A 23,744-nucleotide genomic window follows, 5' to 3' on the forward strand; every position below is an offset into this window, starting at 1 on the left:
ATGACCACGAAGACCGTGGCGATCACCGCGTGACCGGTCATTGATCGGCGTGTCCGCTTGAAGTCGAACATCTGTTCGCTACTGTGGTGTCAGTTCGAAAAACTTGTCGGTGGCCTCATCTAGCGTCACGGCCAACCGATCGGAAACCCGATCAACGGACACCCACGAGGACGGAGACCACCATGGCAGCACAGGCCCCAGATCGCGAGAAGGCACTCGAGCTCGCGCTCGCACAGATCGACAAGAGCTTCGGTAAGGGCTCGGTCATGCGGCTGGGAGAAGAGTCGCGCCAACCGATTTCGGTCATTCCGACCGGATCCATCGCACTGGACGTCGCGCTCGGTATCGGTGGCCTGCCGCGTGGCCGCGTCGTCGAGATCTACGGCCCGGAGTCCTCGGGTAAGACCACCGTGGCCCTGCACGCCGTGGCCAACGCCCAGGCGGCCGGCGGCATCGCGGCGTTCATCGACGCCGAGCACGCTCTGGACCCCGAGTATGCCAAGAAACTCGGCGTCGACACCGACGCACTGCTGGTCTCCCAGCCGGACACCGGTGAGCAGGCGCTGGAGATCGCCGACATGCTGGTCCGCTCCGGCGCCATCGACATCCTGGTCATCGACTCGGTCGCCGCCCTGGTGCCGCGCGCCGAGATCGAGGGCGAGATGGGTGACAGCCACGTCGGTCTGCAGGCCCGCCTGATGAGCCAGGCGCTGCGCAAGATGACCGGTGCGCTGAACAACTCCGGTACCACCGCCATCTTCATCAACCAGCTGCGCGAGAAGATCGGCGTGATGTTTGGTTCGCCCGAAACCACCACGGGTGGTAAGGCTTTGAAGTTCTACGCCTCGGTGCGTATGGACGTACGCCGTATCGAGACGCTCAAGGACGGCACCGACGCGGTCGGTAACCGCACCCGCGTCAAGATCGTCAAGAACAAGGTGTCGCCGCCGTTCAAGCAGGCCGAGTTCGACATCCTCTACGGTCGCGGCATCTCGCGTGAGGGCTCGCTCATCGACATGGGTGTCGAGCACGGCTTCATCCGTAAGTCCGGTTCGTGGTTCACCTACGACGGCGAGCAGCTGGGGCAGGGCAAGGAGAATGCCCGTAACTACCTGCTGCAGAACGCGGATGCCGCCAACGAGATCGAGAAGAAGATCAAGGAGAAGCTCGGTATCGGTGCAGTGGTGACCGATGGTGCGGCCGATGACGTCCTTCCCGCCCCGGTCGACTTCTGAGGCCGAGCCGGCGCAGCCGCAGCGGCGTGAGGAGCAGGCGCGGGACGTGTGCCTGCGTCTGCTCACCACCCGGGCGCGCAGCCGGGCCGAGCTCGAAGCTCAGCTGACCAAGCGCGGTTTCCCCGAGGATGTCAGCGCCCGGGTGCTGGACCGGCTCGCCGAGGTCGGCCTCGTCGACGACGTGGCCTTTGCCGAGCAGTGGGTGCGTGAACGTCGCACCAATGCGGGAAAAGGCAAGCGTGCCTTGGCTTCTGAGTTACGGACCAAGGGAATCGACGCCGACGTGATCGCCGAGACGCTCGACAGCGTCGACGCGGGTGAGTGGCGGGTGCGCGCCGAGGAACTGGTCGCCGCGAAGCTCCGGCGGGAGAACCTCGATGACGAGATGAAGGTGACCCGGCGCCTGGTCGCGATGTTGGCACGCCGCGGGTACAGCCAGGGCATGGCCTTCGATGTGGTCAACACCCAGCTCACGCAGGAACGGCAGCGCCGCGCGGTCTAGTCTTTGGCCGGTCCTTTGGGCTGCGGGTGCGTGATCTTGGGCAGCGACAGCTTCGGTAGCGACAACTTGGGCGCCGAGAACTTCGGCGCCGAGAACTTGGGTGCCGACAACTTGGGTGGCGCGAACTTGCCGGCCGGTGGGTGATCGATGTCGCCGGCCGCCACGTCGAGAAGTTGGCGGGGCTTCTTTGGCGGCGCCGGGAGCTTGGGCGGCTTGGGACTGAACGTCGAGGCGGTCGAATCCTGTTGCGTGGTCGGTGTTTTCGTGGGGGCCAGTGTCTTCGGTGTCTGCGGGACGTCAATGGTTGCAGTGGGATTCACCGCAGCGATCGTTGTCGGCACCGGCGTGCCCAGCATGTTGTGCGTGAACTTTTCCACTGACGCGATCACCGCTCGTGCGAAGTCCGCCATCTGCTGTGTGACGTTGAGGCCGAATGCGGTGGTGTCGACGACGAACTGCTGACCGGGTCCCGAGTTGAACGGCGGGAATGCGGACAGGGTGGTGGCTCTGAACTGGAGCTGGAACACCGCGATGTCCTGGGCGAACCCGACGAGATCGCGTCCGGCCTCGAACTCGATGTCGGCGAACGCGCTCAAGGCTTGCGCGGCGGCAGCCGGTGGCGGCGTGCCACTGCCGATGGCCGCCACGAAATTCCCCGGTATCTGCGCCTGGCGCTGGAACAGGGCGGCGCCGGTGGTGACCCAGTCGACGAACAGCCCGACGTTGAACACCACCTGCTGGTTGAGCAGATCGAGCGGCAGTGGCAGCGGCTGTGCCGTCAGCGAGATGCTCGGTTCGGTGAGCACCGGCACCGCTCGGGCGGCGGCGTGCCCTGGCGACGGTGCCGCGGTGAGAACCAGGCACGCGGTGCACAGCGCCGCGACGGTCTGGGTTGGAGCTGGAACTGCTGTGAACGCACGTACCGCGACGCTCATGACGCCTCCCGGGATCGAGTGAACCTCCATCAGGGACACGACATGCATGCCCGCGGGGTTCACCCGGGAAGGCGAACCCCGCGGACTGCTGCGACGACGCGGCGTCAGATCACGAAACCGCCGTCGATGTTCCAGCTGACGCCCGTGACGAATCCCGCCTCGGGGGACGCCAGATAGGCGACGGCGCTGGCCACGTCGCGCGGCTGGCCGTAACGGCCGACGGCGATCAGCGGGCGCAGGGACTCGGCGAGCTCGCCCTCGTCAGGGTTCATGTCGGTGGCGATCGGGCCCGGCTGGATGTTGTTGATGGTGATGCCGCGCGGGCCGAGCTCGCGCACCAGGCCGCGCGTCAGTCCGGCGACGGCGGCCTTGGTGAGGGCGTACACCGAGAAGCCGGGGGTCGGCACGCGGTCGGCGTTCACGCTGCCGATGGTGATGATCCGGCCGCCGGCACCCAGGTGGGGCACGGCGCGCTGGATCGCCGCGAACACCGCCTTGACGTTGATGTCCAGCATCCGGTCGAAGTCCTCCAACGGGAACGACTCGATCGGCGCGCCCTGCGCGACGCCGGCGTTGTTGACCAGGATGTCGAGGCCGCCGAGCCGCTCGACGGCTTCGTCCACGGCCGCGGCGACGGCCAGCGCATCGGCGCTGTCGGCCTTGATGGCGGCCACCTTGGCACCGGTCGCTTCGAGTTCGTCGACCAGGTCCTGCGCGGCATCGGGCGACGACTGGTACGTGAACGCGACCGCGGCGCCGTCGGCGGCGAGCCGGCGCACAGTCGCGGCGCCGATGCCGCGGGAACCGCCGGTGACCAGTGCACGTCGGCCGGCAAGTGGTGCTTCCGAGGTGGTGCTCATGAGCTCTCCAAGTCGTGGGGATGATTCTTTCGAACCGATCGGTTACTAAGTACGCTCAGGACAAGCCGCTACGGCCGGACTTCATTCCGAACTGTGGCCCGGATCACACCAGGGGGGCTGATGGCGATCGGCAGACCTCGCATGTACGACCCGGAGTGCGTCCTGGACATTGCGATGCGGTTGTTCTGGGCGCACGGTTACGACGGAGTGTCCATCGCCGATCTCGCGGCTGCCACCGGGGTGAACCGGCGCGGGCTGTACGCCGAATACGGTTCCAAGGCCGACCTTTTCCGGGCCGCCGTGCGGCGCTACCAGGCCGGTCCCGGTGGGTACGCGGAACGGGCGCTGGCCCTGCCCACCGCGTGGGATACCGCGTACGCCATGGTGCACGGCGCTGTCGACGCGTCAGCGGGGACAGCGGGTCCGCGGGGCTGCCTGCTGGTGCAGAGCGCCCTGGCCGCCGGCGACGAGGCGGCGGCATTGCACGCCGAACTGGCGCAACTGCGCGAAGACGCGGTTGCTCACATGGCCGAACGGTTCACGGCGGCCCAACGTGTGGGCGAACTACCCGGGGCGGACCCGGAGGTGCTGGCCCGCTGGATCGGGGCGGTCTGTCAGGGCCTGGCAGTCCAGGCCAACAGCGGTGCCGACCGCGACGAATTGCACGCGGTGGCCGATCAGGCGCTGCGCGCCTGGCCCGAACCGCGTCAGGCCGGGGTTCCCGGCGCATCCTCCTGAACCCCGGTCTTGATCTGCAGTGGTTCGGGGCTGCGCCGGGACTTGCGCAGCCGGGCTTCGAGGCGGGTCGCCAGTGCCGACAGTGCGAAGTTGAGGCTGATCATCAGCGCCGCGATCACCAGCAGCGCGGGGATGTAGTTGCTGTACGCCGAACCGATGTTCGTGCCCTGGCGGACCATCTCGACGAAGGTGATCTGGTAGCCGATCGCGGTGTCCTTGAGCACCACCACCATCTGGGACACCAGCACCGGCAGCATCGACGTCACGGCCTGGGGGAGCAGGATCAGCCGCAGGGTCTGACCGGGCCGCAGGCCCAGTGCGACGGCGGCCTCACGCTGGCCGCGCGGCAGCGCGTGCACACCGGCCCGCACGATCTCCGCGATCACGGCGCCGTTGTACAGCGTCAGGCCGGTGATCACGCCGGCCAGTGCCAGTTGGCGTGACGGGAAGACGTCGTACAGCGCGTACAGGAAATACGCGAACAACATCATGATCAGGACCGGGACGGCACGGAAGAACTCGACGAACACCGAGCAGACCCAGCGCACCGGACGCGCATCCGACAACCGGCCCATGCCCAGCGCCAGACCTAGGACGAGCGCCAGCACAATCGAGACCGCGGCCGCCGTCAACGTGCCGGCCACGCCGGGCAGCACGTACGTCGTCCACAGGTTCGCGGTCAGGAACGGGTGCCATTTCGCTTCGGTCAGTTGGCCTTTCGACTCGAACTGCCACAGCACCCAGCCGGCCATCGCGATGATCACCGCGACGATGACGGCGGCGAACAACAGGTTGCGCCGCTGCGCCCGTGGGCCCGGGGCGTCGTAGAGGACGGAAGCTTCGCTCATCAGTGCCCGCCCTTCGCGCACGCGCTCAACCGGAGTCCTCTGTTCTTCGCGCAAGCGCTCATCACCGCACCACCGCGTATCGCTTACCCAACCAACCGAACAACAGCCCCAACGGCAACGTCAGGACCACGAAACCCGCGGCGAAGATCGAGCCGACCGCCAGCAGCGCCGCGGTGTTCTCGATCATTTCCTTCATCAGCAGCGCCGCCTCGGCCACGCCGATGGCCGAAGCGATGGTGGTGTTCTTCACCAGGGCGATCAGCACCGAACCCAGCGGATTGATCACCGCGCGAAAAGCCTGCGGCAACAGGATCAACCGCAGGTTCTGGCCGAAGCTCATGCCCAGCGAGCGCGCGGCCTCGGCCTGCCCCAGCGGCACGGTGTTGACGCCCGAACGCAGCGTCTCGCACACGAACGAAGCGGTGTAGACCGTCAACCCGAGCGCCGCGAGCCGAAAGTTGCTGTCCACCACAGCCGTCGGTGAATGTGGATCGACCAGGGTGATCCGCAGGGTGTTCCCGATACCGAACGAACAGAACAGGATGATCAGCGTCAACGGGGTATTGCGCACCACGTTGACGTATGCCGTGCCCAGCCAGCGCAGCACCGGCACCGGCGACAGCCGCATCGCCGCCAGCACGGTGCCCAGGATCAGTGCCCCGGCCGCGGCGAGCAGCGTCAGCTGGATCGTCGTCCAGAACGCCTTCACGATCTTGCCGCCGTAGGTGCCCCACAGATCGACGCGCTTGGCGCCGCCGGCGCCATTGATGTTGGTGTCCAGCGGAGGAGGCGGCGGCGCCGACAGCCCGGCCGGACCCAGGTTGCGGTCGAACGCGGCCTGCCACTCGCCGGTCTTCTGCATCTTCTCGATGGCGTCGTTGATCTTCTGGCGTAATTCCTTGTCGCCCTTGAGCAATCCGATGCCGTACTTCTCCACCGAGAACGGCTTGCCGACGAGTTTGAAGGCACCCGGCGTCTGCGCGGCGTAGCCCGCCAGGATCACCTCGTCGGTGCTGAGCGCGTCGATGGCGCCGGTCTTCACCGCCTCCAGGCACGCCGAGTAGGTGTCGTACTGCTGCAGCTGCACGCCCGGGTACTTGTCCTTGATGCGTTGTGCCGGTGTGGAACCCGACACCGAGCACAGCTTCTTGTGGTTCTGCAGCGACTCGACGCTGGTGATCTCGTTGTTGTCGGCGCGCACCAGCAGGCTCTGGCCCGTGACCAGATATGGTCCGGCGAACGACACCTTCTGCTTACGGGCGTCGGTGATCGAGTAGGTGGCGACGATGAAGTCGACCTGGTGGTTCTGGATCAGGTTCTCGCGCTGACCCGACGGTGCTTCTTTCCACTCGATGTCGTCGGGTTTGTAGCCCAGCTGCCCGGCCACGTAGGTCGCGACGTCGATGTCGAAGCCGGCCAGCGTGCCGTCGGGCTTCTTCGCGGCCAGGCCGGGCTGGTCGAACTTGGTGCCGATGGTGATCTTCTTGCTGTTGGCGCCGCACGCGCTCAGCGACAACAACGCCACGATCAGCACAGTGACGGCGGCCAGGCGGCGCAGAGTGCGCGTCACGAACCTCTGCCCAATCGATCGTTCCACGATCAGTGGTCCAAGATCTTGCCCAGGAAGTCCCGGGCCCGGTTGGACTTCGGCGCCGTGAAGAACTCGTCGGGCTCGGCGTCCTCGACGATGGTGCCGTCGGCCATGAACACCACCCGGTTCGACGCGCGGCGGGCGAAGCCCATCTCGTGCGTCACCACGATCATGGTCATGCCCTCGGTCGCCAGCGACGTCATCACCGACAGCACCTCATTGACCATCTCGGGGTCCAGCGCGCTGGTGGGCTCGTCGAACAGCATCACCTTGGGGCCCATGGCCAGGGACCGGGCGATCGCGACGCGCTGCTGCTGACCACCGGACAGCTGCGCCGGGTACTTGTCGGCCTGGTTGGCGACCCCGACCCGCTCCAGCAGCTCGAGCCCCTTCTTGCGGGCCTCGTCCTTGTTCTTCCGCCGCACCTTCATCGGCGCGAGCGTGACGTTCTCGAGAATTGTCTTGTGCGCGAACAGGTTGAACGACTGGAACACCATGCCGACCTCGGACCGCAGCGTGGCCAGCTTGCGGCCCTCTTCGGGCAGGAGCTCACCGTCGATGTGGATCGACCCGGAGTCGATGGTCTCCAGCCGATTGATGGTGCGACACAACGTCGACTTACCCGAACCTGACGGCCCGAGCAGCACCACCACCTGTCCGCGCGGGACTTCGAGATTGATGTCCTTCAGCACATGCAGTGCGCCGAAGTGCTTGTTGACCCCCTTGACCGAGATCATCGGGGTGGCAGGTGACGGCTCGCCGGTGACCATGCGCACAGACACTACCCAGGTAAGCCACGGCGCGCGGATCAGTCACAGAAACCCGGAAACCCTTCGGCAAATTTGGTATAAATCGCGCCGCCCGTACGATTGGCACGTGATTTCGACAGCGACTCCGGACGTGGAAGCTGACGCCACGGAGTCCGCTACGGGTTCCGGCGCGGGACGCACCTACCAGGTCCGCACCTACGGATGTCAGATGAACGTCCACGATTCCGAGCGGCTCGCCGGCCTGCTCGAAGACGCCGGATACCGGCGCGCCCAGGACGGCGACGACGCCGACGTCGTGGTCTTCAACACCTGCGCGGTGCGCGAGAACGCCGACAACAAGCTCTACGGCAACATCAGCCACCTGGCGCCGCGCAAGGAAGCCGACCCGAACATGCAGATCGCCGTCGGCGGCTGCCTGGCGCAGAAGGACCGCGACACGGTGCTGAGCAAGGCGCCGTGGGTCGACGTGGTGTTCGGCACGCACAACATCGGCTCACTGCCGGTGCTGCTGGAACGCGCCCGCCACAACCGCGAAGCCCAGGTCGAGATCGTCGAGGCCCTTCAGGAGTTCCCCTCGGCACTGCCGGCCACGCGCGAATCTTCTTACGCCGCTTGGGTTTCCATCTCGGTGGGCTGCAACAACACCTGCACGTTCTGCATCGTGCCGTCGCTGCGCGGCAAGGAAGTCGACCGGCGTCCCGGCGACATCCTCGCCGAGGTGAAGTCCCTCGTGGACCAGGGCGTCCTGGAGATCACGCTGCTGGGCCAGAACGTAAACGCGTATGGCGTTTCGTTCTCGCAGGACGAACGACTCCGCGAAAATCCGGACGCCTGGACCGACATCGAGCGCGACCGCGGCGCGTTCGCCAAACTGCTGCGCGCCTGCGGCGACATCGAGGGCCTCGAGCGGGTCCGGTTCACCTCGCCGCACCCCGCCGAGTTCACCGACGACGTCATCGAAGCCATGGCGGCCACCCCGAACGTCTGCCCGACGCTGCACATGCCGCTGCAGTCGGGATCGGACCGCATCCTCAAGGAGATGCGCCGCTCCTACCGCGCCGAGAAGTATCTCGGCATCATCGAGCGGGTGCGGGCCGCGATCCCGCATGCGGCCATCACCACCGACATCATCGTCGGGTTCCCCGGGGAGACCGAAGAGGACTTCCAGGCCACCCTCGACGTCGTCGAACGCGCCCGGTTCTCCAGCGCCTTCACGTTCCAGTACTCCAAGCGGCCTGGTACCCCGGCCGCCGAGCTGCCCGACCAGCTTCCGAAAGAGGTTGTGTCCGAACGGTATATGCGGCTCATCGAGCTGCAGGAGCGCATCTCCTGGGAGGAGAACCTGGCACAGGTCGGCCGTGAGGTCGAGCTGCTGGTGGCCACCGGCGAAGGCCGCAAGGATTCCGCGACCGAGAGAATGTCGGGCCGTGCGCGCGACGGCCGGCTGGTGCACTTCACCCCGGGTGACGCCGACATCCGTCCTGGCGACATCGTCACCACGACCGTCACCGGTGCCGCCCCGCACCACCTGATCGCCGACACGCCGATCATCAGCCACCGCCGCACCCGCGCGGGCGACGCGCACGCCGCGGGCCGCAAACCCACCACCGGCGTCGGGCTGGGCATGCCGCAGATCGGCGCGCCCCCCGTCACGCCCGTAGAGCAGGGATGTTCACGATGAACGACACCAAGCCCGGACAGCCCAACGGCGGCGCGAACGGCGAATTCGAGGAATTCAAGGACGACATCGACGCCGCCGAGCAGCGCATCGCCCGGGAGATCGACCCGGGCGGCCGCGCCATGGTCGTGGCGATCTGCGTTTTCGTCATCCTGCTGTCGTTTGTGCTGCCGCACACCGGTGGCGTCAAGGGCTTCGACGTGCTGCTCGGCGATCAGGCCGCCCTGGACGCGAAGATTCTGCTGCCGTCGCGGGTGTTCGTCTGGCTGATCCTGGTGTTCAGCGTCGGCTTCTCGATGCTGGCGCTGTTGACCCGCCGCTGGGGCCTGGCCTGGATCGCGCTGGCCGGCTCCGCCGTGTCGTGCTTCCTCGGCATGCTGGCCATCTGGTCGCGGAACACCGTCGTCAAGCCTTACCCGGGACCCGGATTCGGGCTCTACCTGGCGTGGATCGCCGTCATCCTGCTGACGTTCCACTGGGCCCGCGTGGTGTGGTCACGCACCGCGGTGCAGCTGGCCGCCGAGGCGCAGCGCCGCGAGTCCACCGCCGAGCAGCAGAAACGCGGGCTGCTCGACGGTCCGGACTCGCCTACTTCTTGATCGCCGCGGAGGCAGCGTCGGCCCACTCGCGCCACTGCGCCGCGCTGGCCCGCGCCTTCTCGGCATCCTTCGTCTTGCCCGCGGCCTCGGCCTTCTCGGCTTGACGCTCGAACTGCTCGGCGCGCTCGCGGAACTGGTCGGCCCGGGCCTGCGCCTCCGGGTCGCTCCAGCCGCTCTGCGCGGCGTCGCGGATCTTCTTCTCGACGGCCCGCAGCCGGCGCTCCAGCTCCGCGGTGCGGTCGCGTGAAGCCTTGCCGATGGCGTCCCACTTGTCGCCGATGGCCCGGAATGCCGCGCGCGCGGCCTCGACATCGCTGATGTCGATCTTCTCGGCCTCGGCCAGCAGCTCGGCCTTGGCGTCGGCGTTGGCGTTGAACTCGGCGTCCTTCTCGGCGTTGACCGCGTTGCGGGCGCTGAAGAACGTGTCCTGGGCGGCCTTGAACCGCTTCCACAGGGCGTCGTCGACGTCCTTGGCGGCGCGGCCCGCGGCCTTCCACTGCGTCAGCAGATCGCGGAATGTCGCGGAGGTGGCGCCCCAGTCCGTGGAGCTGGACAGCGCCTCGGCGCGTTCACACAGCGCCTCCTTGGCCTGACGGACGCCGACCCGCTCGCGATCGAGCTCGGCGAAGTGCGAGCCCCGGCGCCGGTTGAACGCCTCGCGGGCCGCCGAGTAGCGCTTCCACAGCGCGTCGTCGACCTTGCGGTCCAGGCCGGTGATGGTCCGCCACTCGTCGAGGATCGCGCGCAGCCGGTCGCCGCCGGCCTTCCACTGTGTGGAGTTGGCGCCGATCTCCTCGGCCTCGGCGGCCAGGGCTTCCTTGCGGGCAGTCTGGGCGGCCCGGTGCTCGTCGCGCTTGGCCCGCTCCTCCTGCGCGCTGGCGCCCGCCTGCTCGACGATGGTGCTCAGCCGGGCACTCAGGGCATCGACATCGCCCAGTACCGAGGCCTCCGGCAGCGATTCCAGCAGCGTCGCGGCGGCCGACTTGATCTTGCGGGCGTCGCCACTACCGCTACCGAGCCGGTGCTCCAGCAGCGCCACCTCGGTGCTCAGGTCGTCGTACCGGCGGCCGAAGTGGGCGTACGCGGCCTCCGCGTCGCCCGCCTGCCACGACGCGATCTTGCGCTCGCCGGCGGCGGTGATGAGCCATACCGTGCCGTCGTCGTCGACGCGGCCGAAGCGGTGCGGATCGCACGTCGGCGCGGCAGCCACAGGTGGCGCCGGAGGGTGGTGCGGGATGGCGCTCGGTTTGGGACCGGGGCGCGGCGGACCGGGCCGAGGAGTCGGTTTCGGGGTGTTGCCGGGTTCGGTGGTGGTCATCTCGTGCTCCTCATGCCCGCGCGTGGGTGACCCACGCTTCTGCCGCGCGACGCGGCGCCGTCATCTGGTACTCGCACGCTATTCAAACAGGTCGACCCGCCGTCTGCGCAGGCGTTTGCCGGACTCGTTAGCGTGGACGCGTGCGTAGCGCCGGCCTGACACATATCGCCATCGTCCCGTCGGCCCCCATTCTGGTGCCTGAGCTGGCGTCCGGCGCGGCGGTCGAACTGGCCGACCTGACGGCGGCCGTGCGCGGGGCGGTGCAGGACCTGCCGTCGCGTTGGGTGGCGGTCGGCGTCGGTCCGGAGGATGGCCGGGTGCCCGGCGACGCGGTCGGCACCTTCGCCGGTTACGGCGCAGACGTCCGGGTGACGTTCACGCCGGCCGCGGACGGGGAGGTACGGCCTCTGCCGCTGTGCGCGCTGATCGCCGGCTGGCTGCGGGGGAGTGTCGACGCGGGAGCGACCGTCGACGTGCGGGTTTTCGCCGACGGTCTGGCGTCGGACATCGCGCTGGAGCGCGGCCGTGCCCTGCGCGCGGAGCTGGACGCGGTCGCTGACCCCGTCGGCGTGCTGGTGGTCGCCGACGGCGCGAACACCCTGACGGCCGCGGCGCCCGGCGGCTTCGATCCGGATTCCGTTGCGCGACAAGCACAGTGGGATGACGCGTTGGCCACCGGTGACGTGGCGGCGATCGCGGGGCTGTCCGGCGTCCTCGGCCGCGTCGCCTACCAGGTGCTGGCCGGGCTGGCCGGGCCGGACCCCAAGGCGACCGAGCTGTACCGCGGCGCGCCCTACGGCGTCGGCTACTTCGTCGGCACCTGGATCCCGCAGTGAGGCCCATCGCGGTCGTCGGCCCCACCGGAACCGGCAAGTCGGCTCTGGCGCTCGATCTCGCCGAACAGCTGGGCGGCGAGATCGTGAACGCCGACGCCATGCAGCTCTACCGCGGCATGGACATCGGCACCGCCAAGCTGACGGTGCCCGAGCGGCGCGGCATCGTCCACCACCAGCTCGACGTCCTCGAGGTCACCGACAACGCGACCGTCGCGAAGTACCAGGCGGCCGCCGCGGCCGACATCGAGGACATCGCCGCCCGCGGCGCCGTGCCGGTGATCGTCGGCGGATCGATGATGTACATCCAGGCACTGCTCGACGAATGGTCGTTCCCGGCGACCGATCCCGCGGTGCGGGCCCGGTGGGAGCAGCGCCTGGCCGAGGTCGGGGTCACCGCCCTGCACGGCGAGCTGGCGCGCGTCGATCCCGAGGCCGCCGCGTCGATCCTGAACACCGACGGCCGGCGCATCGTGCGGGCGCTCGAGGTCGTCGAACTCACCGGGCAGCCGTTCGCGGCGTCGGCGCCACAGATCGGGGCCCCGCGCTGGGACACCCTGATCGTCGGATTGGACTGGGACACAGAGGTTCTCGACGACCGGCTGCAGCGCCGTACCGACTTGATGTTCGCCTCCGGGCTGGTCGAGGAGGTGGTGGCGCTGCGTGCCCGCGGCCTGCGCGACGGAGTGACGGCGGCCCGGGCCCTGGGCTACGCGCAGGTGCTGGCGGCGCTGGACGCCGGTCACGACCCCGCTACGGCCGAAGCCGCGATGACAGAAGCCAAGGAGCGGACGTTCATCGGCACCCGGCGCTACGTGCGCCGGCAGCGGTCCTGGTTCCGCCGCGATCACCGGATCGTCTGGCTGGCCGGTGACGCTCCGGACAACGCAGCCGAGGTGGCGCGTCGGTGGCGCCACGTATCCTGAAGCTGTGCGGTTTTCGAAAGGGCACGGCACCCAGAACGACTTCGTGGTGCTGCCCGATGTCGACGCCGAACTGAAGCTGACCCCCTCGGTCATCGCCGCGTTGTGCGACCGGCGCCGCGGACTGGGGGCCGACGGCCTGCTGCGGGTCACCAAGGCCGGGGCCGCGCAGGAGGCCGGCGTGTTCGACCGCCTGCCCGACGGCGTGGCCGCCGACGACTGGTACATGGACTACCGCAACGCCGACGGCTCCATCGCCCAGATGTGCGGCAACGGCGTCCGTGTCTTCGCGCACTACCTGCGCGCCTCCGGGCTCGAGCACCGTGACGAATTCGTGGTCGGTTCCCTGGCCGGGCCGCGTCCGGTGACCCTGCACGGCGCCGACGCGGTCAACGCCGAGGTCACCGTCGAGATGGGCAAGGCCCGTTCGTACGGGCACGGCAAGGCGGTCATCGCCGGCCGGACCTTCGAGGGCCTGGCCGTCGACGTCGGCAACCCGCACCTGGCCTGCGTCGATCCGTCGCTGAACATGGCCGGGCTCACCGCGCTGGACATCGCGGCGCCGGTGTCCTTCGACGCCGGCCAGTTCCCCGAGGGCGTCAACGTCGAGGTGCTGACCGCGCCCGCCAACGGGGTGGTGGCCATGCGGGTGCACGAGCGCGGCGTGGGCGAAACCCGCTCCTGTGGAACCGGAACGGTCGCTGCGACGTTGGCAGCACTGAACCACACCGGCGCGGACACCGGCAGCCTGCGGGTGGTGATCCCGGGCGGCGAGGTCAGCGTGACCATCACCGCGGACACCAGCTACCTGCGCGGGCCGTCGGTGCTGCTGGCGCACGGCGAACTGGCCGCCGAATGGTGGCACGAGAACGAAGGAAATTCAGATGCGGCCCGCTGACTTTGCGGGCACCATCGATAACTACCTATGACCTATCCCGAAACACCCAGCGTCGGTGAACTAGCCCTCGAAGACCGGGCGGCACTGCGCCGCGTTGCCGGTCTGTCGACCGAACTGGCCGACATCTCCGAAGTCGAATACCGCCAGCTGCGCCTCGAACGCGTGGTGCTGGTCGGTGTCTGGACCGACGGTACGTCGGCCGACGCCGACAACAGCCTCGCCGAACTCGCCGCGCTCGCCGAGACCGCCGGCTCCGAGGTGCTCGAAGGCCTCATCCAGCGCCGCGACAAACCGGACGCCTCGACGTACATCGGCTCCGGCAAGGCCCAGGAGCTCCGCGAGATCGTGCTCGCCACCGGCGCCGACACCGTCATCTGCGACGGTGAACTGAGCCCCGCGCAGCTGAACTCGCTGGAAAAGGTGGTGAAGGTCAAGGTCATCGACCGCACCGCGCTGATCCTCGACATCTTCGCCCAGCACGCCACCAGCCGCGAGGGCAAGGCCCAGGTGTCGCTGGCCCAGATGGAGTACATGCTGCCGCGACTGCGCGGCTGGGGTGAGTCGATGTCCCGGCAGGCCGGTGGTCGCGCCGGTGGTGCCGGTGGTGGCGTGGGTACCCGTGGTCCCGGTGAAACCAAGATCGAGACCGACCGGCGACGGATCCGCGAGCGGATGGCCAAGCTGCGCCGCGAGATCAAGGACATGAAGAAGATTCGCGACACCCAGCGGCACAGCCGCCGGGTCAGCGACACCCCGTCCGTCGCGATCGTCGGCTACACCAACGCCGGCAAGTCCAGCCTGCTGAACGCCCTCACCGGCGCCGGCGTGCTGGTGCAGAACGCGCTGTTCGCCACCCTCGAACCGACGACGCGCCGCGGCCAGTTGGACGACGGCCGGCCCTTCACCCTGACCGACACCGTCGGGTTCGTGCGGCACCTGCCGACCCAGCTGGTCGAGGCGTTCCGGTCGACGCTGGAGGAGGTCGTCGACGCCGACCTGCTCGTGCACGTGGTCGACGGCTCCGACGCCGATCCGCTCGCGCAGATCAACGCGGTACGCAAGGTCGTCGGCGAAGTCGTCGCCGAGTACGACATCACTGCTCCACGAGAGTTGTTGGTGGTCAACAAGATCGACGCCGCCGGGGATCTGTCGCTGGCCCACCTGCGGCGCGCGTTGCCGGACGCCGTGTTCGTGTCCGCGCACACCGGTGAGGGGCTGGACCGGCTGCGGATGCGCATGTGCGAACTGGTCGAGCCGACCGACGCGGCTGTCGACGTGACCATTCCCTACGAGCGGGGTGACCTCGTGGCCCGGGTGCACGCCGAAGGTCGTGTCGAGGCCACCGAGCACACCGCCGACGGCACCCGGATCAAGGGCTGGGTGCCGATGGCGCTGGCCGCCAGCCTCGGCGAGTTCGTCACCGCCTGATCAGGCGGCAGCCTTGGCCGGCTTGTCGGCCTTGTCGGCAGCCGGCTTCACGGCCTTGGGGGTCTTGACCTTCTTGTCCTTCTTCGGCTTCTTGGCCTTGTCCGAGTTCTTGTCGGTGGCCTTGTCGCCACCCTTGTCGGTGGCCTTGTCGGTGGCCTTGTCGCCGGCCGAGGTCTGGCCGTCCTTGGCCGGGGCCTGATCGGTGGTCGGATCGGTGCCGGGCTTCGGGTCCTGCTTCGGGCCGGTCGTGTCGGGGGTCTTGTCGGTCACCTTGGTGTCCGGGGTCTCGGGGTCGGTCACCTTGGTGTCCGGGGTCTTGGTGTCGGTGTCCTTGGTATCGGGCGTCGTCGTCACCTTCGGTGCCGTGACGGGCGCGACCTTGGTGTCACCGGTCGGCGTGGCGGACACCGCCGTCGGTGTGCTCGACACGTTGCGGGCCGCCACCGTCGCCGGGGTCGGGGCGGGAGTGGTCGCGGCGATCGGAAGCTGCACCTTGCCGCCGGTGATGTCGCTGATCGCGGCCTTGACGCCCTCGCCGGCCGCATTGATCAGGTCCTGCGTCAGCGTGATCGGGTTGAGCAGCGGGATCAACCGGAACGGTGCCGGGACGCCGGGGCTGAGGCTGCGGTCGTAGCCGGTGTCGATGAGCACGCGCAGTACCGGCGAGACGAGGTCGACCAGCGGCTTGATGATGAAGCTGGTGTGGGTGAAGCCGCCGAACTCCAGGAACGGCCGCACGATCGGCAGGGTCTTGGTCGGGATGGTGATGTACGTGGTGTCGCCGTATGTGGTCTGGTTCTTGGGGTCGGTGAGGGCCGCCTCCAGTTCGGCCGGCGTGTACTCGAGATCGGGGATTTCGCCGACGTCGCTGTTCGCGTTCGGTGCCAGATAGGTGCCGTGGGTGTACCAGAAACCGGCGATGGCATTGAGGTCGGCGAGCAGGTTGATCGGGTACAGCGGGAAGTCGGCGACGCCGTCGTACTCGAACGCGATGTCGGTGGTCTTGATGCCGGTGTTGGTGGGTGCCGGCAGGCCGAAGGTGACGTCCCAGATGGGCACCGTGCCGAGGAACGCCAGCCGTTCGAACAGCCCGCCGTTGGGCCGGTTGGTGTTGCCGATCATGACGAACGCCAATTTGGCCTTCTGGGCGTCGGTCAGACCCGACAGGCTGGCCTTCTCGCGGCTGACGATGTTGCCGCCCTGCGAGTAACCGAAGACGATGATCGGATCGACGAGCGTCGCCGTCGGCAGCGCGGCCATCAGCGCGGTGTCGAGGTTGGCGAGGCCCTCACCCGTCGATTCGTTCCACTTGGCGCCGGACAGTCCGCCCCAGCCGGGCAGCGGGATCGGCCAGAACTGGGCGGGATAGTTGATGCCTTGCAGGTTGCAGTTGTTCTGAAGCGTGCACGCAGGGTTGAACGGCGCGATGTAGTAGGTGTCCGCGTTCTCCCGGTAGCCGGGCACGATGTTGGCGTTGGGTGTGCCGGTGCCCGGGACGATCAGCGCGGTCGCGGCGAGGGTGAACGCGGCCGTGACCATCGACACCACGCCGAGCAGGACCGTGCCGAGCACCGTCAGCATCACGGCCAGCGTTGCGGGAATCGTGCGTCCGAGTGTGCGCATCCCTCGCCCCCCTTTCGACGTCGCCGATCCGGTCATCGGCACCCGTTTCGCATCGTCGCACTGTGACCTGGCCGGTATCCGGTGTTTGCCGAAAATTTGTCGAGCGTGTCGATTCTTCGGTACGCCCGTACCGGTCGACCGTGGGTGAAATCACATCGCGGCGATACCGCTTGCGGGGCAAGGTGTTTGGCGCCCCGGGCGGGGCGGGGCCGTGGGCGGTCGTCCGCAGGCGACTCGTTCGGCACTAGGCTTTGACCAACATCGGCTGCGCACCTTCGCAGGTCATGGCCGCCGATCACGTCGTGGAACGGCTGAGAGCCTTCAGTTCCCTCTGCACCAGCATTTCTCGCGGCGACCGATATTGCCGCCGGCATTGTCGACCCACCGTGCCTGAAAGGCTGTAATCCCTCATGTCCGCAGAACAATCATCGTCGTTCGCCGAGCTCGGCGTGCCCGAGGCGCTCGTCGCCTCGCTCGCCGGACGCGGTATCGCCGCGCCCTTCCCGATCCAGGTCAGCACCCTGCCCGACACCCTCGCGGGCCGGGACGTGCTCGGCCGCGGCCGCACGGGCAGCGGCAAGACGCTGGCCTTCTCCATTCCGCTCGTGGCCCGGCTGGCCGGCGCCGCGCGGCGCCCGTCGCGTCCCACCGGTCTGGTGCTGGCCCCGACCCGCGAGCTCGCCACCCAGATCGCCGCGACCGTCGAACCGCTGGCCAGCGCAGTCGGGCTGAACGTCACCACCATCTTCGGTGGCGTGTCGCAGAACCGTCAGGTGGCGGCGCTGCAGGCGGGCGTCGACATCGTCATCGCCTGCCCGGGCCGTCTCGAAGACCTCATGAAGCAGAAGCTGGTGAGCCTCGACGCCGTGCAGATCACCGTGCTGGACGAGGCCGACCACATGGCCGACCTCGGCTTCCTGCCGGGTGTCACCCGGATTCTGGCGGCCACCCCTGCCGGCGGTCAGCGGCTGCTGTTCTCGGCGACGCTCGACAACGGCGTCGACAAGCTGGTGCGGCGCTTCCTGTCCGACCCGATCACCCACTCGGTCGACGAGATCGACGCGCCGCCGCCGGCCATGACCCACCACGTGTTCCACGTCGCCGGTGCGGCGGAGAAGCGCGACCTGGTGCAGCGGCTGGCGTCGGGCACCGGCCGGCGCATCCTGTTCATGCGCACCAAGCACCAGGCCCGCAAGCTGGCCCGGCAGCTCACCGAGGCCGGCGTGCCGTCGGTCGACCTGCACGGCAACCTGTCCCAGCCGGCGCGTGACCGCAACCTGGCCGCATTCAGCTCGGGAGAGGCGCGCGTCCTCGTCGCCACCGACATCGCCGCGCGCGGTGTCCACGTCGACGAGGTCGAGCTCGTGGTCCATGTGGACCCGCCCGCCGAGCACAAGGCATACCTGCACCGCTCGGGCCGTACGGCCCGAGCCGGGAGCGCCGGCGACGTCGTCACCGTCGTGCTGCCCGAGCAGCGCAAGGACGCCCAGCAGCTGCTGCGCAAGGCTGGTATCACCGCCCGTCCGCAGGAGGTCGTCGCCGATTCGGCGTCGGTGCAGGCGCTCGTCGGCGAGATCGCGCCGTACCGCGCGCCCGCACCCAAGGAGGCGCCCGCGCCGCGTGGCGGAAACCGGCCGGCCAAGACGGCCACTGCGGGTCAGGCGCAGCGTCGCCGCCGCCGCAGCACGGGTGGCCTGCAGGCGCCCGGGCGTGCGCAGTCGGGCCGTTCGCAGTCGCAGTCGGGGCGTTCGCAGTCGGGACGTAGCCAGTCGCGCTAGATCGTGCCCGGCGCCGCGCCGGGTGTGGGCCCGCTCACAACCAACCGTCCGGTTGGGATAAGTTGGTGCAAACTTATCCAGTACCGGAGGTCTCGCATGGGTGTCATCAAGTACGACCGCACGTTGTTCGAACCTGAGCACGAGTTGTTCCGGGAGTCGTACCGCGCGTTCCTCGACCGGCACGCCGAGCCCTATCGGGAGGAATGGGAGAAGGCCAAGATCGTCGACCGCGAGGTCTGGCGCGAGGCGGGGAAGCAGGGCTTTCTCGGCATGGCTGTGCCGGAGGAGTACGGCGGCGGAGGGAACCCGGACTTCCGCTACAACGTCATCGTCAGCGAGGAGACCGCGGCGGGACGCCACAGCGGCCTGGGTTTCACGCTGCAGAACGACGTCATCGCGCCGTATCTGCTGGAGCTGGCCAACGACGAGCAGAAGCAGCGCTGGCTGCCCGGGTTCTGCAGTGGCGAACTGATCTGCGCCATCGCGATGACAGAGCCGGGCACCGGCAGTGACCTGCAGGGCATCAAGACCCGCGCGGTCCGGGACGGTGACCACTACGTGCTCAACGGCTCGAAAACGTTCATCACCAACGGTATTCACGCCGACCTGGTGATCGTCGTCGCGCAGACCGATCCGGACAAGGGCGCACAGGGCTTCAGCCTGTTGGTGGTCGAGCGTGGCATGGCGGGTTTCGAACGCGGCCGTCACCTCGACAAGATCGGCCTCGACGCGCAGGACACCGCGGAATTGTCGTTCACCGATGTCAAAGTCCCGGTCGAGAATCTGCTCGGCGTCGAGGGCATGGGATTCGTCTATCTGATGCAGAACCTGCCCCAGGAGCGCATTTCCATCGCCGTGATGGCTGCTGCGGCGATGGAGGCGGTGCTGGAATCGACATTGCAATACGCCAAGGAGCGTAAGGCGTTCGGCAAGCCGATCGGCAGCTTCCAGAACAGTCGATTCGTGTTGGCGGAACTGGCGACCGAGGCCACGGCCGTCCGAATCATGGTCGACGAGTTCATTCGCCTGCATCTCGATCGAAAGCTGACAATCGACCAGGCGGCGATGGCCAAATGGTATTCGACGGAGGCGCAGGTCCGGCTGGTGGACCGCTGCCTGCAGTTGCACGGCGGCTACGGCTATATGCGCGAATATCCCATTGCGCGGGCATTCCTGGACTCGCGGATCCAGACCATCTACGGCGGCACCACCGAGATCATGAAGGAGATCATCGGGCGCGGATTGGGCGTTTAACTAATTGACCGTGCGGAATTTATTCGCATATCGATCCGCGACACACTGGTGCGTCACCGCCGGATATCCCGCACTATAGGCATGAACTGAAGCAAAGTTGACAGAATCTCTCGATCAAGAGAGTTTGTCTGACGGAATTGTGTCCGGAGTTTTGCCGACCGCGGGAGGAATTCGATGACCGGGCTGCGAACCCGCGGCGGATGGGCTGGTATCGGTGCCCTTTCTGTCGCGGTGGCATTGCTCATGGCGCCGACGGCATTTGCGACACCGGAAAGCGACGCCGACGCGGCGATATCCCACACCTGGGATGCCGCGGGCGGTGACACAGGTGAGCTGGGCGCCAAGGACGGCGACGTCTACCAGGTCGGCGCGGGGTTCGCGCAGAACTTCGCGGGCGGAAAGATCTATTTCAGCGAGAGCACCGGCGCTCATCTCATCTACGGCGCGATTCTCGACAAGTACCAGGCGCTGGGCGGCGCCGCCGACAGCGATCTCGGCTTCCCGACCATCGACGAGGGTGCGGGCAAGGCCACCGACAGCCGGAACAGCACGTTCAGCGCGGCCGACAAGCCGGTCATCTTCTGGACGCCCGACAACGGCGCCTGGGTGGTTCGCGGCGCCATCAACGCCGCCTGGGACAAGCTGGGCGGCTCGGCGGGCACCCTCGGCGTACCCACGGCCGACGAGTCCTGGAAGGGCGACGTCGTCACCCAGCCCTTCACCGGCGGTGAGGTGAGCTGGAACGCCAAGACCAAGACGTTCACCACCACGCCCGCCGACCTGGCAGGCCAACTGACCGGGCTGGACGTGCCGGGCGATGCGACGACGGCCATCGCCGCGGCGCGCCGGGCGGCCGGCGGGCCGCAGGGCACGCTGGGCGACGAGCAGGGGGCCCAGTACAAGGTCGGCGACGGCGTGGCACAGAACTTCGCCGGCGGCACCATCTTCTATTCGCCGGCAACCGGGGCGCACGCGATCACCGGCGATGTGCTGGCCAAGTACCGCGCGGCCGGCGGACCGCAGGGCGATCTCGGCTTCCCGGCGAGCAACGAGACCGACGGCAGCATTTCCCCGACGAGCCGGATCGCCACCTTCGCCGCAGCCGACAACCCGGCGATCTTCTGGACGCCCGAGCACGGCGCGTTCGTCGTCCGTGGCGCGATGAACGCGGCGTGGGACAAGCTCGGCGGCGCCACCGGCAAGCTCGGCGCACCGACCGCCGACCAGACCGTCAACGGCGACGTCGTCAGCCAGAAGTTCACCGGCGGTTCGATCTCGTGGAACAAGTCCACCCGGGCGTTCAGCACCGAGCCCGCCGAGCTGGCGTCGCAACTGAGCGGCCTCCAGGTGCCCAGTGTCGATCTGCCGGGTGGCGTGACCTCGCAGGCCGATGAGTCCGGCAAGTGGTACCAGTTCCACTGGTGGTGGCTGCTGGCGATCATCCCGCTGTTGCTGGTGGTGGTCGGCATCGTGATCGCGGCACTGCTGCGGCGCCGGCGGAATGCCGGTCAGGACGCCATCGACGACCAGGACGCGTACGACTACGACGACCACGAGTTCGGCGACGGCGAGTACGGCGACCCGCAGTATGCCGATGGCGGCGCCGACAGCGAGTACGGCGACGAGTACGCGGCCGAGGACCAGCAGTTCGACAACCCGCACGGCGGCCCCGCGTTCCAGAGCAACCCTGATGTCATCGACACCGCGCCGACGGTGTACCCGGATTTCACGGCCGAACAGCCCACTGAAACGCCGGCCGAGACGGCCGAGGGTGAGCGGTCCGAGGAGGTGCCCGAGGCGCAGGCCGAAGCCGAGGCCCAGCCGGTGGACGCGGCCGAGCCCACCGAGCCGGACGCCGACGAATCCGCCGACGAGCCGACGACATCGGTGCAACTGCCCGACGCCCTGCGTCGCGGCGGTGCGGCGGCAGGCCTCACCGCGGCCGGGTTGGCGGGCTTCGCGGGCCTACGGCCCCGGGACCCCGGCGACCGCGTCTGGGCAGCGCCGGCCGACGGCCGGGACGCCGACTCCCAGGCCGGTGACGAGCGCGCGCCCGAGCCGCACGAACAGGCCCCCGAGGTCGAGGCGGCCGAGACCCCGGCAGCGGAACCGGCCACCGAGACGCCCGTGGACGAGCCTCCTGTGAACGAGCCGCCTGCGGTCGCGACACCGCCGGAGGAGACGGTGGTGGCCGGTCCCGCCAGCGGCAGACACCATGCGCTGGGGGCCGAGGAACCCGAGACCGCCCAGATGTCGTTCCGTGTGGCCACCGGTGCCGAGCCGCCCGAGGGCTATGACATCAAGGCCAACACGGAGTCGGGTTTGTACTGGGTGCCGGGATCTCCCGGATATGCCGAGGCCCCTGTCCAAATCTGGTTTGCCAGTGAGGAATTCGCGGTCACCAACGGGTTCATCCGCGGCTGACCGGAGTCACGACTGAGCCCCGCTGCGAGCGACTGCAGCGGGGCTCATCTGTAGGTCTGGCGGGCGTCAGATCTTGCGGATGACGGTCACGACCTTGCCGAGCACGACCGCGTCGTTGCCCGGGATCGGATCGAACGCCGGGTTGTGCGGCATCAGCCACACCTGGCCCTTCGTGCGCTTGAAGGTCTTCACCGTGGCCTCGCCGTCGATCATCGCCGCGACGATGTCGCCGTTGTCGGCCACATTCTGCTGCCGCACGACGACCCAGTCGCCGTCGCAGATCGCGGCGTCGATCATCGACTCGCCGACGACCTTCAGCAGGAACAACGAGCCCTCGCCCACGAGCTCGCGGGGGAGCGGGAAGACGTCTTCGACGGCCTCTTCGGCCAGGATCGGGCCACCGGCCGCGATCCGGCCGAGCACCGGGACGAAGGTCGGCTCGGGCAGCGCGTCCGAACCGGCGACATCGGTGGTGATGGTGGCTCCGGTCGAATCGTCCGCGCCGCGCACGTCCACCGCGCGCGGGCGGTTCGGATCACGGCGCAGGTAGCCCTTCTTCTCCAAGGTGCGCAGCTGGTGGGCCACCGACGACGTCGAGGTGAGACCGACGGCGTCACCGATCTCCCGGATGCTGGGCGGATAACCGCGCGTGGTGACCGAGGTGCGGATGACATCGAGGATGGTCCGCTGGCGCTCGGTGAGGCTGCTGGACCGTCCGCCTGCCTGTGTGTCCGGGGTATCGGTGCTGTCGCTCATGGAGACGAATCTAGCCCAGCGCACCCGATTCATCAAACATGTGTTCGAGATCGGGCGGCTCGGCGTGTCGCGGGCGTGACCCGGTGGTGACGTCGTGAAAGGGGTGGCGGAGTCGGGGAACGGAACTTGATGCTCCTATTTCTGTTAATAGTCAAGCGGCGTGGTTGAGCTGGGTGTTTAACCATTGGCGGTAGGTAGCGGCGAGGGTGTCGTCGCGTTTGAGGCCGCGTTCGAGGCGGGAGATGTCGTTGGGCCATACGCCGAAGTGGTCGGCGACGGCGGTGAGAGTGATGTTTGTGGCTCGACGAGCCGGGCGGAGGTCGCTGTAGTCGTCGATCGGGCTGGGTGCGGTGAGGTGTTTGAACATCTCGCGGGCGATAGCGCGTTTGAGCATCCGCAGGATCTCTTTTTTGGACCGGCCGGCGGCGGTCTGGCGGGTGACGTAGTCGCGGGTGCGTTGGTCGTGGGCCATGCGGACCAGGGCGATGCGGTACAGGGCGTTGTTGGCGGCGCGGTCGCCGCCGCGGGAGAGTCGGTGGCGGCTGGTTTTCCCGGACGAGGCCGGGATGGGAGCGACTCCGGTGAGCATCGCAAAGGAGGCTTCGCTGCGGAGTCGTTGGGGGTTGGTGCCGGCGGTGATGATCAGTTGAGCGGCGGTGTCCGGGCCGACGCCGTGGGCGGCCCGGAGTGCAGGATTGAATGCAGCAGTGAGGGTGTCGAGCTCAGCAGTGATTTCGTCGGCCTGATCTTGCA

21 protein-coding genes and 1 pseudogene are annotated in these 23,744 nt (G+C 68.3%); 12 read left to right on the forward strand and 10 right to left on the reverse strand.

Annotated elements, in window-relative coordinates:
* Positions 1–182 precede the first annotated feature (182 nt).
* Together recA and recX are read left to right on the forward strand one after the other, a co-directional pair.
* Positions 183–1,235 (forward strand): recombinase RecA, encoded by a 1,053-nt coding sequence (gene recA, locus ACJH6J_RS10010; RefSeq protein WP_212811736.1) that lies wholly within the window; start codon positions 183–185, stop codon positions 1,233–1,235.
* Positions 1,204–1,737: a recombination regulator RecX gene (recX, locus tag ACJH6J_RS10015; protein WP_212811735.1), complete on the forward strand. Its 534-nt coding sequence runs from the start codon at positions 1,204–1,206 to the stop codon at positions 1,735–1,737. The genes recA and recX overlap by 32 nt, the downstream gene beginning before the upstream one ends.
* Here recX and ACJH6J_RS10020 read toward each other — a convergent pair.
* Together ACJH6J_RS10020 and ACJH6J_RS10025 are read right to left on the reverse strand one after the other, a co-directional pair.
* A complete protein-coding gene (locus ACJH6J_RS10020; protein WP_406803918.1) occupies positions 1,734–2,672 on the reverse strand; it encodes a hypothetical protein in 939 nt (312 codons plus the stop codon). The genes recX and ACJH6J_RS10020 overlap by 4 nt on opposite strands.
* Before the next feature lie 104 nt (positions 2,673–2,776).
* The gene (locus tag ACJH6J_RS10025; RefSeq protein ID WP_406803919.1) at positions 2,777–3,532 is read right to left on the reverse strand and encodes a 3-oxoacyl-ACP reductase family protein; all 756 of its coding nucleotides are present in this window, start codon (positions 3,530–3,532) and stop codon (positions 2,777–2,779) included.
* Positions 3,533–3,652: 120 nt separating this feature from the next.
* On the opposite strand from ACJH6J_RS10025, the gene ACJH6J_RS10030 reads away from it, so the two are divergent.
* Positions 3,653–4,270 (forward strand): TetR/AcrR family transcriptional regulator, encoded by a 618-nt coding sequence (locus ACJH6J_RS10030; RefSeq protein ID WP_406803920.1) that lies wholly within the window; start codon positions 3,653–3,655, stop codon positions 4,268–4,270.
* Here the strand turns inward: ACJH6J_RS10030 and ACJH6J_RS10035 are convergent.
* From ACJH6J_RS10035 to ACJH6J_RS10050, 4 genes and pseudogenes are all read right to left on the reverse strand, one after another.
* Complete coding sequence (locus tag ACJH6J_RS10035) at positions 4,240–5,118, reverse strand: amino acid ABC transporter permease (RefSeq protein WP_406803921.1); 879 nt, start codon at positions 5,116–5,118, stop codon at positions 4,240–4,242. The two genes, ACJH6J_RS10030 and ACJH6J_RS10035, sit on opposite strands and share 31 nt — an antisense overlap.
* A gap of 61 nt (positions 5,119–5,179) precedes the next feature.
* Positions 5,180–5,854, reverse strand: coding sequence for an amino acid ABC transporter permease (locus tag ACJH6J_RS10040; RefSeq protein WP_234791633.1), 675 nt, complete (start codon positions 5,852–5,854; stop codon positions 5,180–5,182).
* Positions 5,855–5,893: 39 nt separating this feature from the next.
* Positions 5,894–6,688: pseudogene (locus tag ACJH6J_RS10045) on the reverse strand (glutamate ABC transporter substrate-binding protein); the annotation flags it as partial.
* Positions 6,689–6,717: 29 nt separating this feature from the next.
* Positions 6,718–7,446, reverse strand: a complete 729-nt coding sequence (locus ACJH6J_RS10050) for an amino acid ABC transporter ATP-binding protein (RefSeq protein ID WP_165605466.1) — start codon at positions 7,444–7,446, stop codon at positions 6,718–6,720.
* Positions 7,447–7,609: 163 nt separating this feature from the next.
* Here ACJH6J_RS10050 and miaB point away from each other — a divergent pair, with 163 nt between their 5' ends.
* Positions 7,610–9,160: a tRNA (N6-isopentenyl adenosine(37)-C2)-methylthiotransferase MiaB gene (gene miaB, locus ACJH6J_RS10055; RefSeq protein ID WP_406803933.1), complete on the forward strand. Its 1,551-nt coding sequence runs from the start codon at positions 7,610–7,612 to the stop codon at positions 9,158–9,160.
* The gene (locus ACJH6J_RS10060; RefSeq protein ID WP_406803922.1) at positions 9,148–9,756 is read left to right on the forward strand and encodes a hypothetical protein; all 609 of its coding nucleotides are present in this window, start codon (positions 9,148–9,150) and stop codon (positions 9,754–9,756) included. Before miaB ends, ACJH6J_RS10060 begins: the two co-directional genes overlap by 13 nt.
* On the opposite strand, the gene ACJH6J_RS10065 is transcribed toward ACJH6J_RS10060, so the two are convergent.
* Positions 9,746–11,074 (reverse strand): DUF349 domain-containing protein, encoded by a 1,329-nt coding sequence (locus ACJH6J_RS10065; protein WP_212811728.1) that lies wholly within the window; start codon positions 11,072–11,074, stop codon positions 9,746–9,748. The genes ACJH6J_RS10060 and ACJH6J_RS10065 overlap by 11 nt on opposite strands.
* Positions 11,075–11,214: 140 nt before the next feature.
* On the opposite strand from ACJH6J_RS10065, the gene ACJH6J_RS10070 reads away from it, so the two are divergent.
* The 4 genes from ACJH6J_RS10070 to hflX are packed head-to-tail and all read left to right on the forward strand — an operon-like array spanning position 11,215 to position 15,156.
* Positions 11,215–11,910 (forward strand): hypothetical protein, encoded by a 696-nt coding sequence (locus tag ACJH6J_RS10070; protein ID WP_406803923.1) that lies wholly within the window; start codon positions 11,215–11,217, stop codon positions 11,908–11,910.
* Positions 11,907–12,833: a tRNA (adenosine(37)-N6)-dimethylallyltransferase MiaA gene (gene miaA / locus ACJH6J_RS10075; protein WP_406803924.1), complete on the forward strand. Its 927-nt coding sequence runs from the start codon at positions 11,907–11,909 to the stop codon at positions 12,831–12,833. The genes ACJH6J_RS10070 and miaA overlap by 4 nt, the downstream gene beginning before the upstream one ends.
* Before the next feature lie 4 nt (positions 12,834–12,837).
* Positions 12,838–13,728, forward strand: coding sequence for a diaminopimelate epimerase (gene dapF, locus ACJH6J_RS10080; protein ID WP_406803925.1), 891 nt, complete (start codon positions 12,838–12,840; stop codon positions 13,726–13,728).
* Positions 13,729–13,755: 27 nt separating this feature from the next.
* Positions 13,756–15,156, forward strand: a complete 1,401-nt coding sequence (gene hflX / locus ACJH6J_RS10085; protein WP_406803926.1) for a GTPase HflX — start codon at positions 13,756–13,758, stop codon at positions 15,154–15,156.
* On the opposite strand, the gene ACJH6J_RS10090 is transcribed toward hflX, so the two are convergent.
* Positions 15,157–16,779, reverse strand: a complete 1,623-nt coding sequence (locus ACJH6J_RS10090) for a PE-PPE domain-containing protein (RefSeq protein ID WP_406803927.1) — start codon at positions 16,777–16,779, stop codon at positions 15,157–15,159.
* Between the two features lie 410 nt (positions 16,780–17,189).
* On the opposite strand from ACJH6J_RS10090, the gene ACJH6J_RS10095 reads away from it, so the two are divergent.
* The 3 genes from ACJH6J_RS10095 (at position 17,190) to ACJH6J_RS10105 (ending at position 22,235) form a co-directional block, all read left to right on the forward strand.
* Positions 17,190–18,557 (forward strand): DEAD/DEAH box helicase, encoded by a 1,368-nt coding sequence (locus tag ACJH6J_RS10095; protein ID WP_406803928.1) that lies wholly within the window; start codon positions 17,190–17,192, stop codon positions 18,555–18,557.
* Positions 18,558–18,653: 96 nt separating this feature from the next.
* Positions 18,654–19,811 carry an acyl-CoA dehydrogenase family protein gene (locus tag ACJH6J_RS10100; protein ID WP_212811721.1) on the forward strand — a complete coding sequence of 386 codons (1,158 nt, stop codon included), beginning with the start codon at positions 18,654–18,656 and terminating at the stop codon, positions 19,809–19,811.
* A gap of 174 nt (positions 19,812–19,985) precedes the next feature.
* Entirely contained in the window at positions 19,986–22,235 is a 2,250-nt protein-coding gene (locus ACJH6J_RS10105) for a hypothetical protein (RefSeq protein ID WP_406803929.1), read from the forward strand.
* Positions 22,236–22,301: 66 nt separating this feature from the next.
* On the opposite strand, the gene lexA is transcribed toward ACJH6J_RS10105, so the two are convergent.
* Together lexA and ACJH6J_RS10115 are read right to left on the reverse strand one after the other, a co-directional pair.
* Positions 22,302–22,991 (reverse strand): transcriptional repressor LexA, encoded by a 690-nt coding sequence (gene lexA, locus ACJH6J_RS10110; protein ID WP_212811719.1) that lies wholly within the window; start codon positions 22,989–22,991, stop codon positions 22,302–22,304.
* Between the two features lie 151 nt (positions 22,992–23,142).
* Positions 23,143–23,744: transposase (locus tag ACJH6J_RS10115; protein ID WP_406803930.1), on the reverse strand; the 602-nt coding region annotated here is incomplete at its 5' end.

It is taken from the genome of Mycobacterium sp. SMC-18 (assembly GCF_045310895.1).
Taxonomy (GTDB): Bacteria; Actinomycetota; Actinomycetes; order Mycobacteriales; family Mycobacteriaceae; genus Mycobacterium.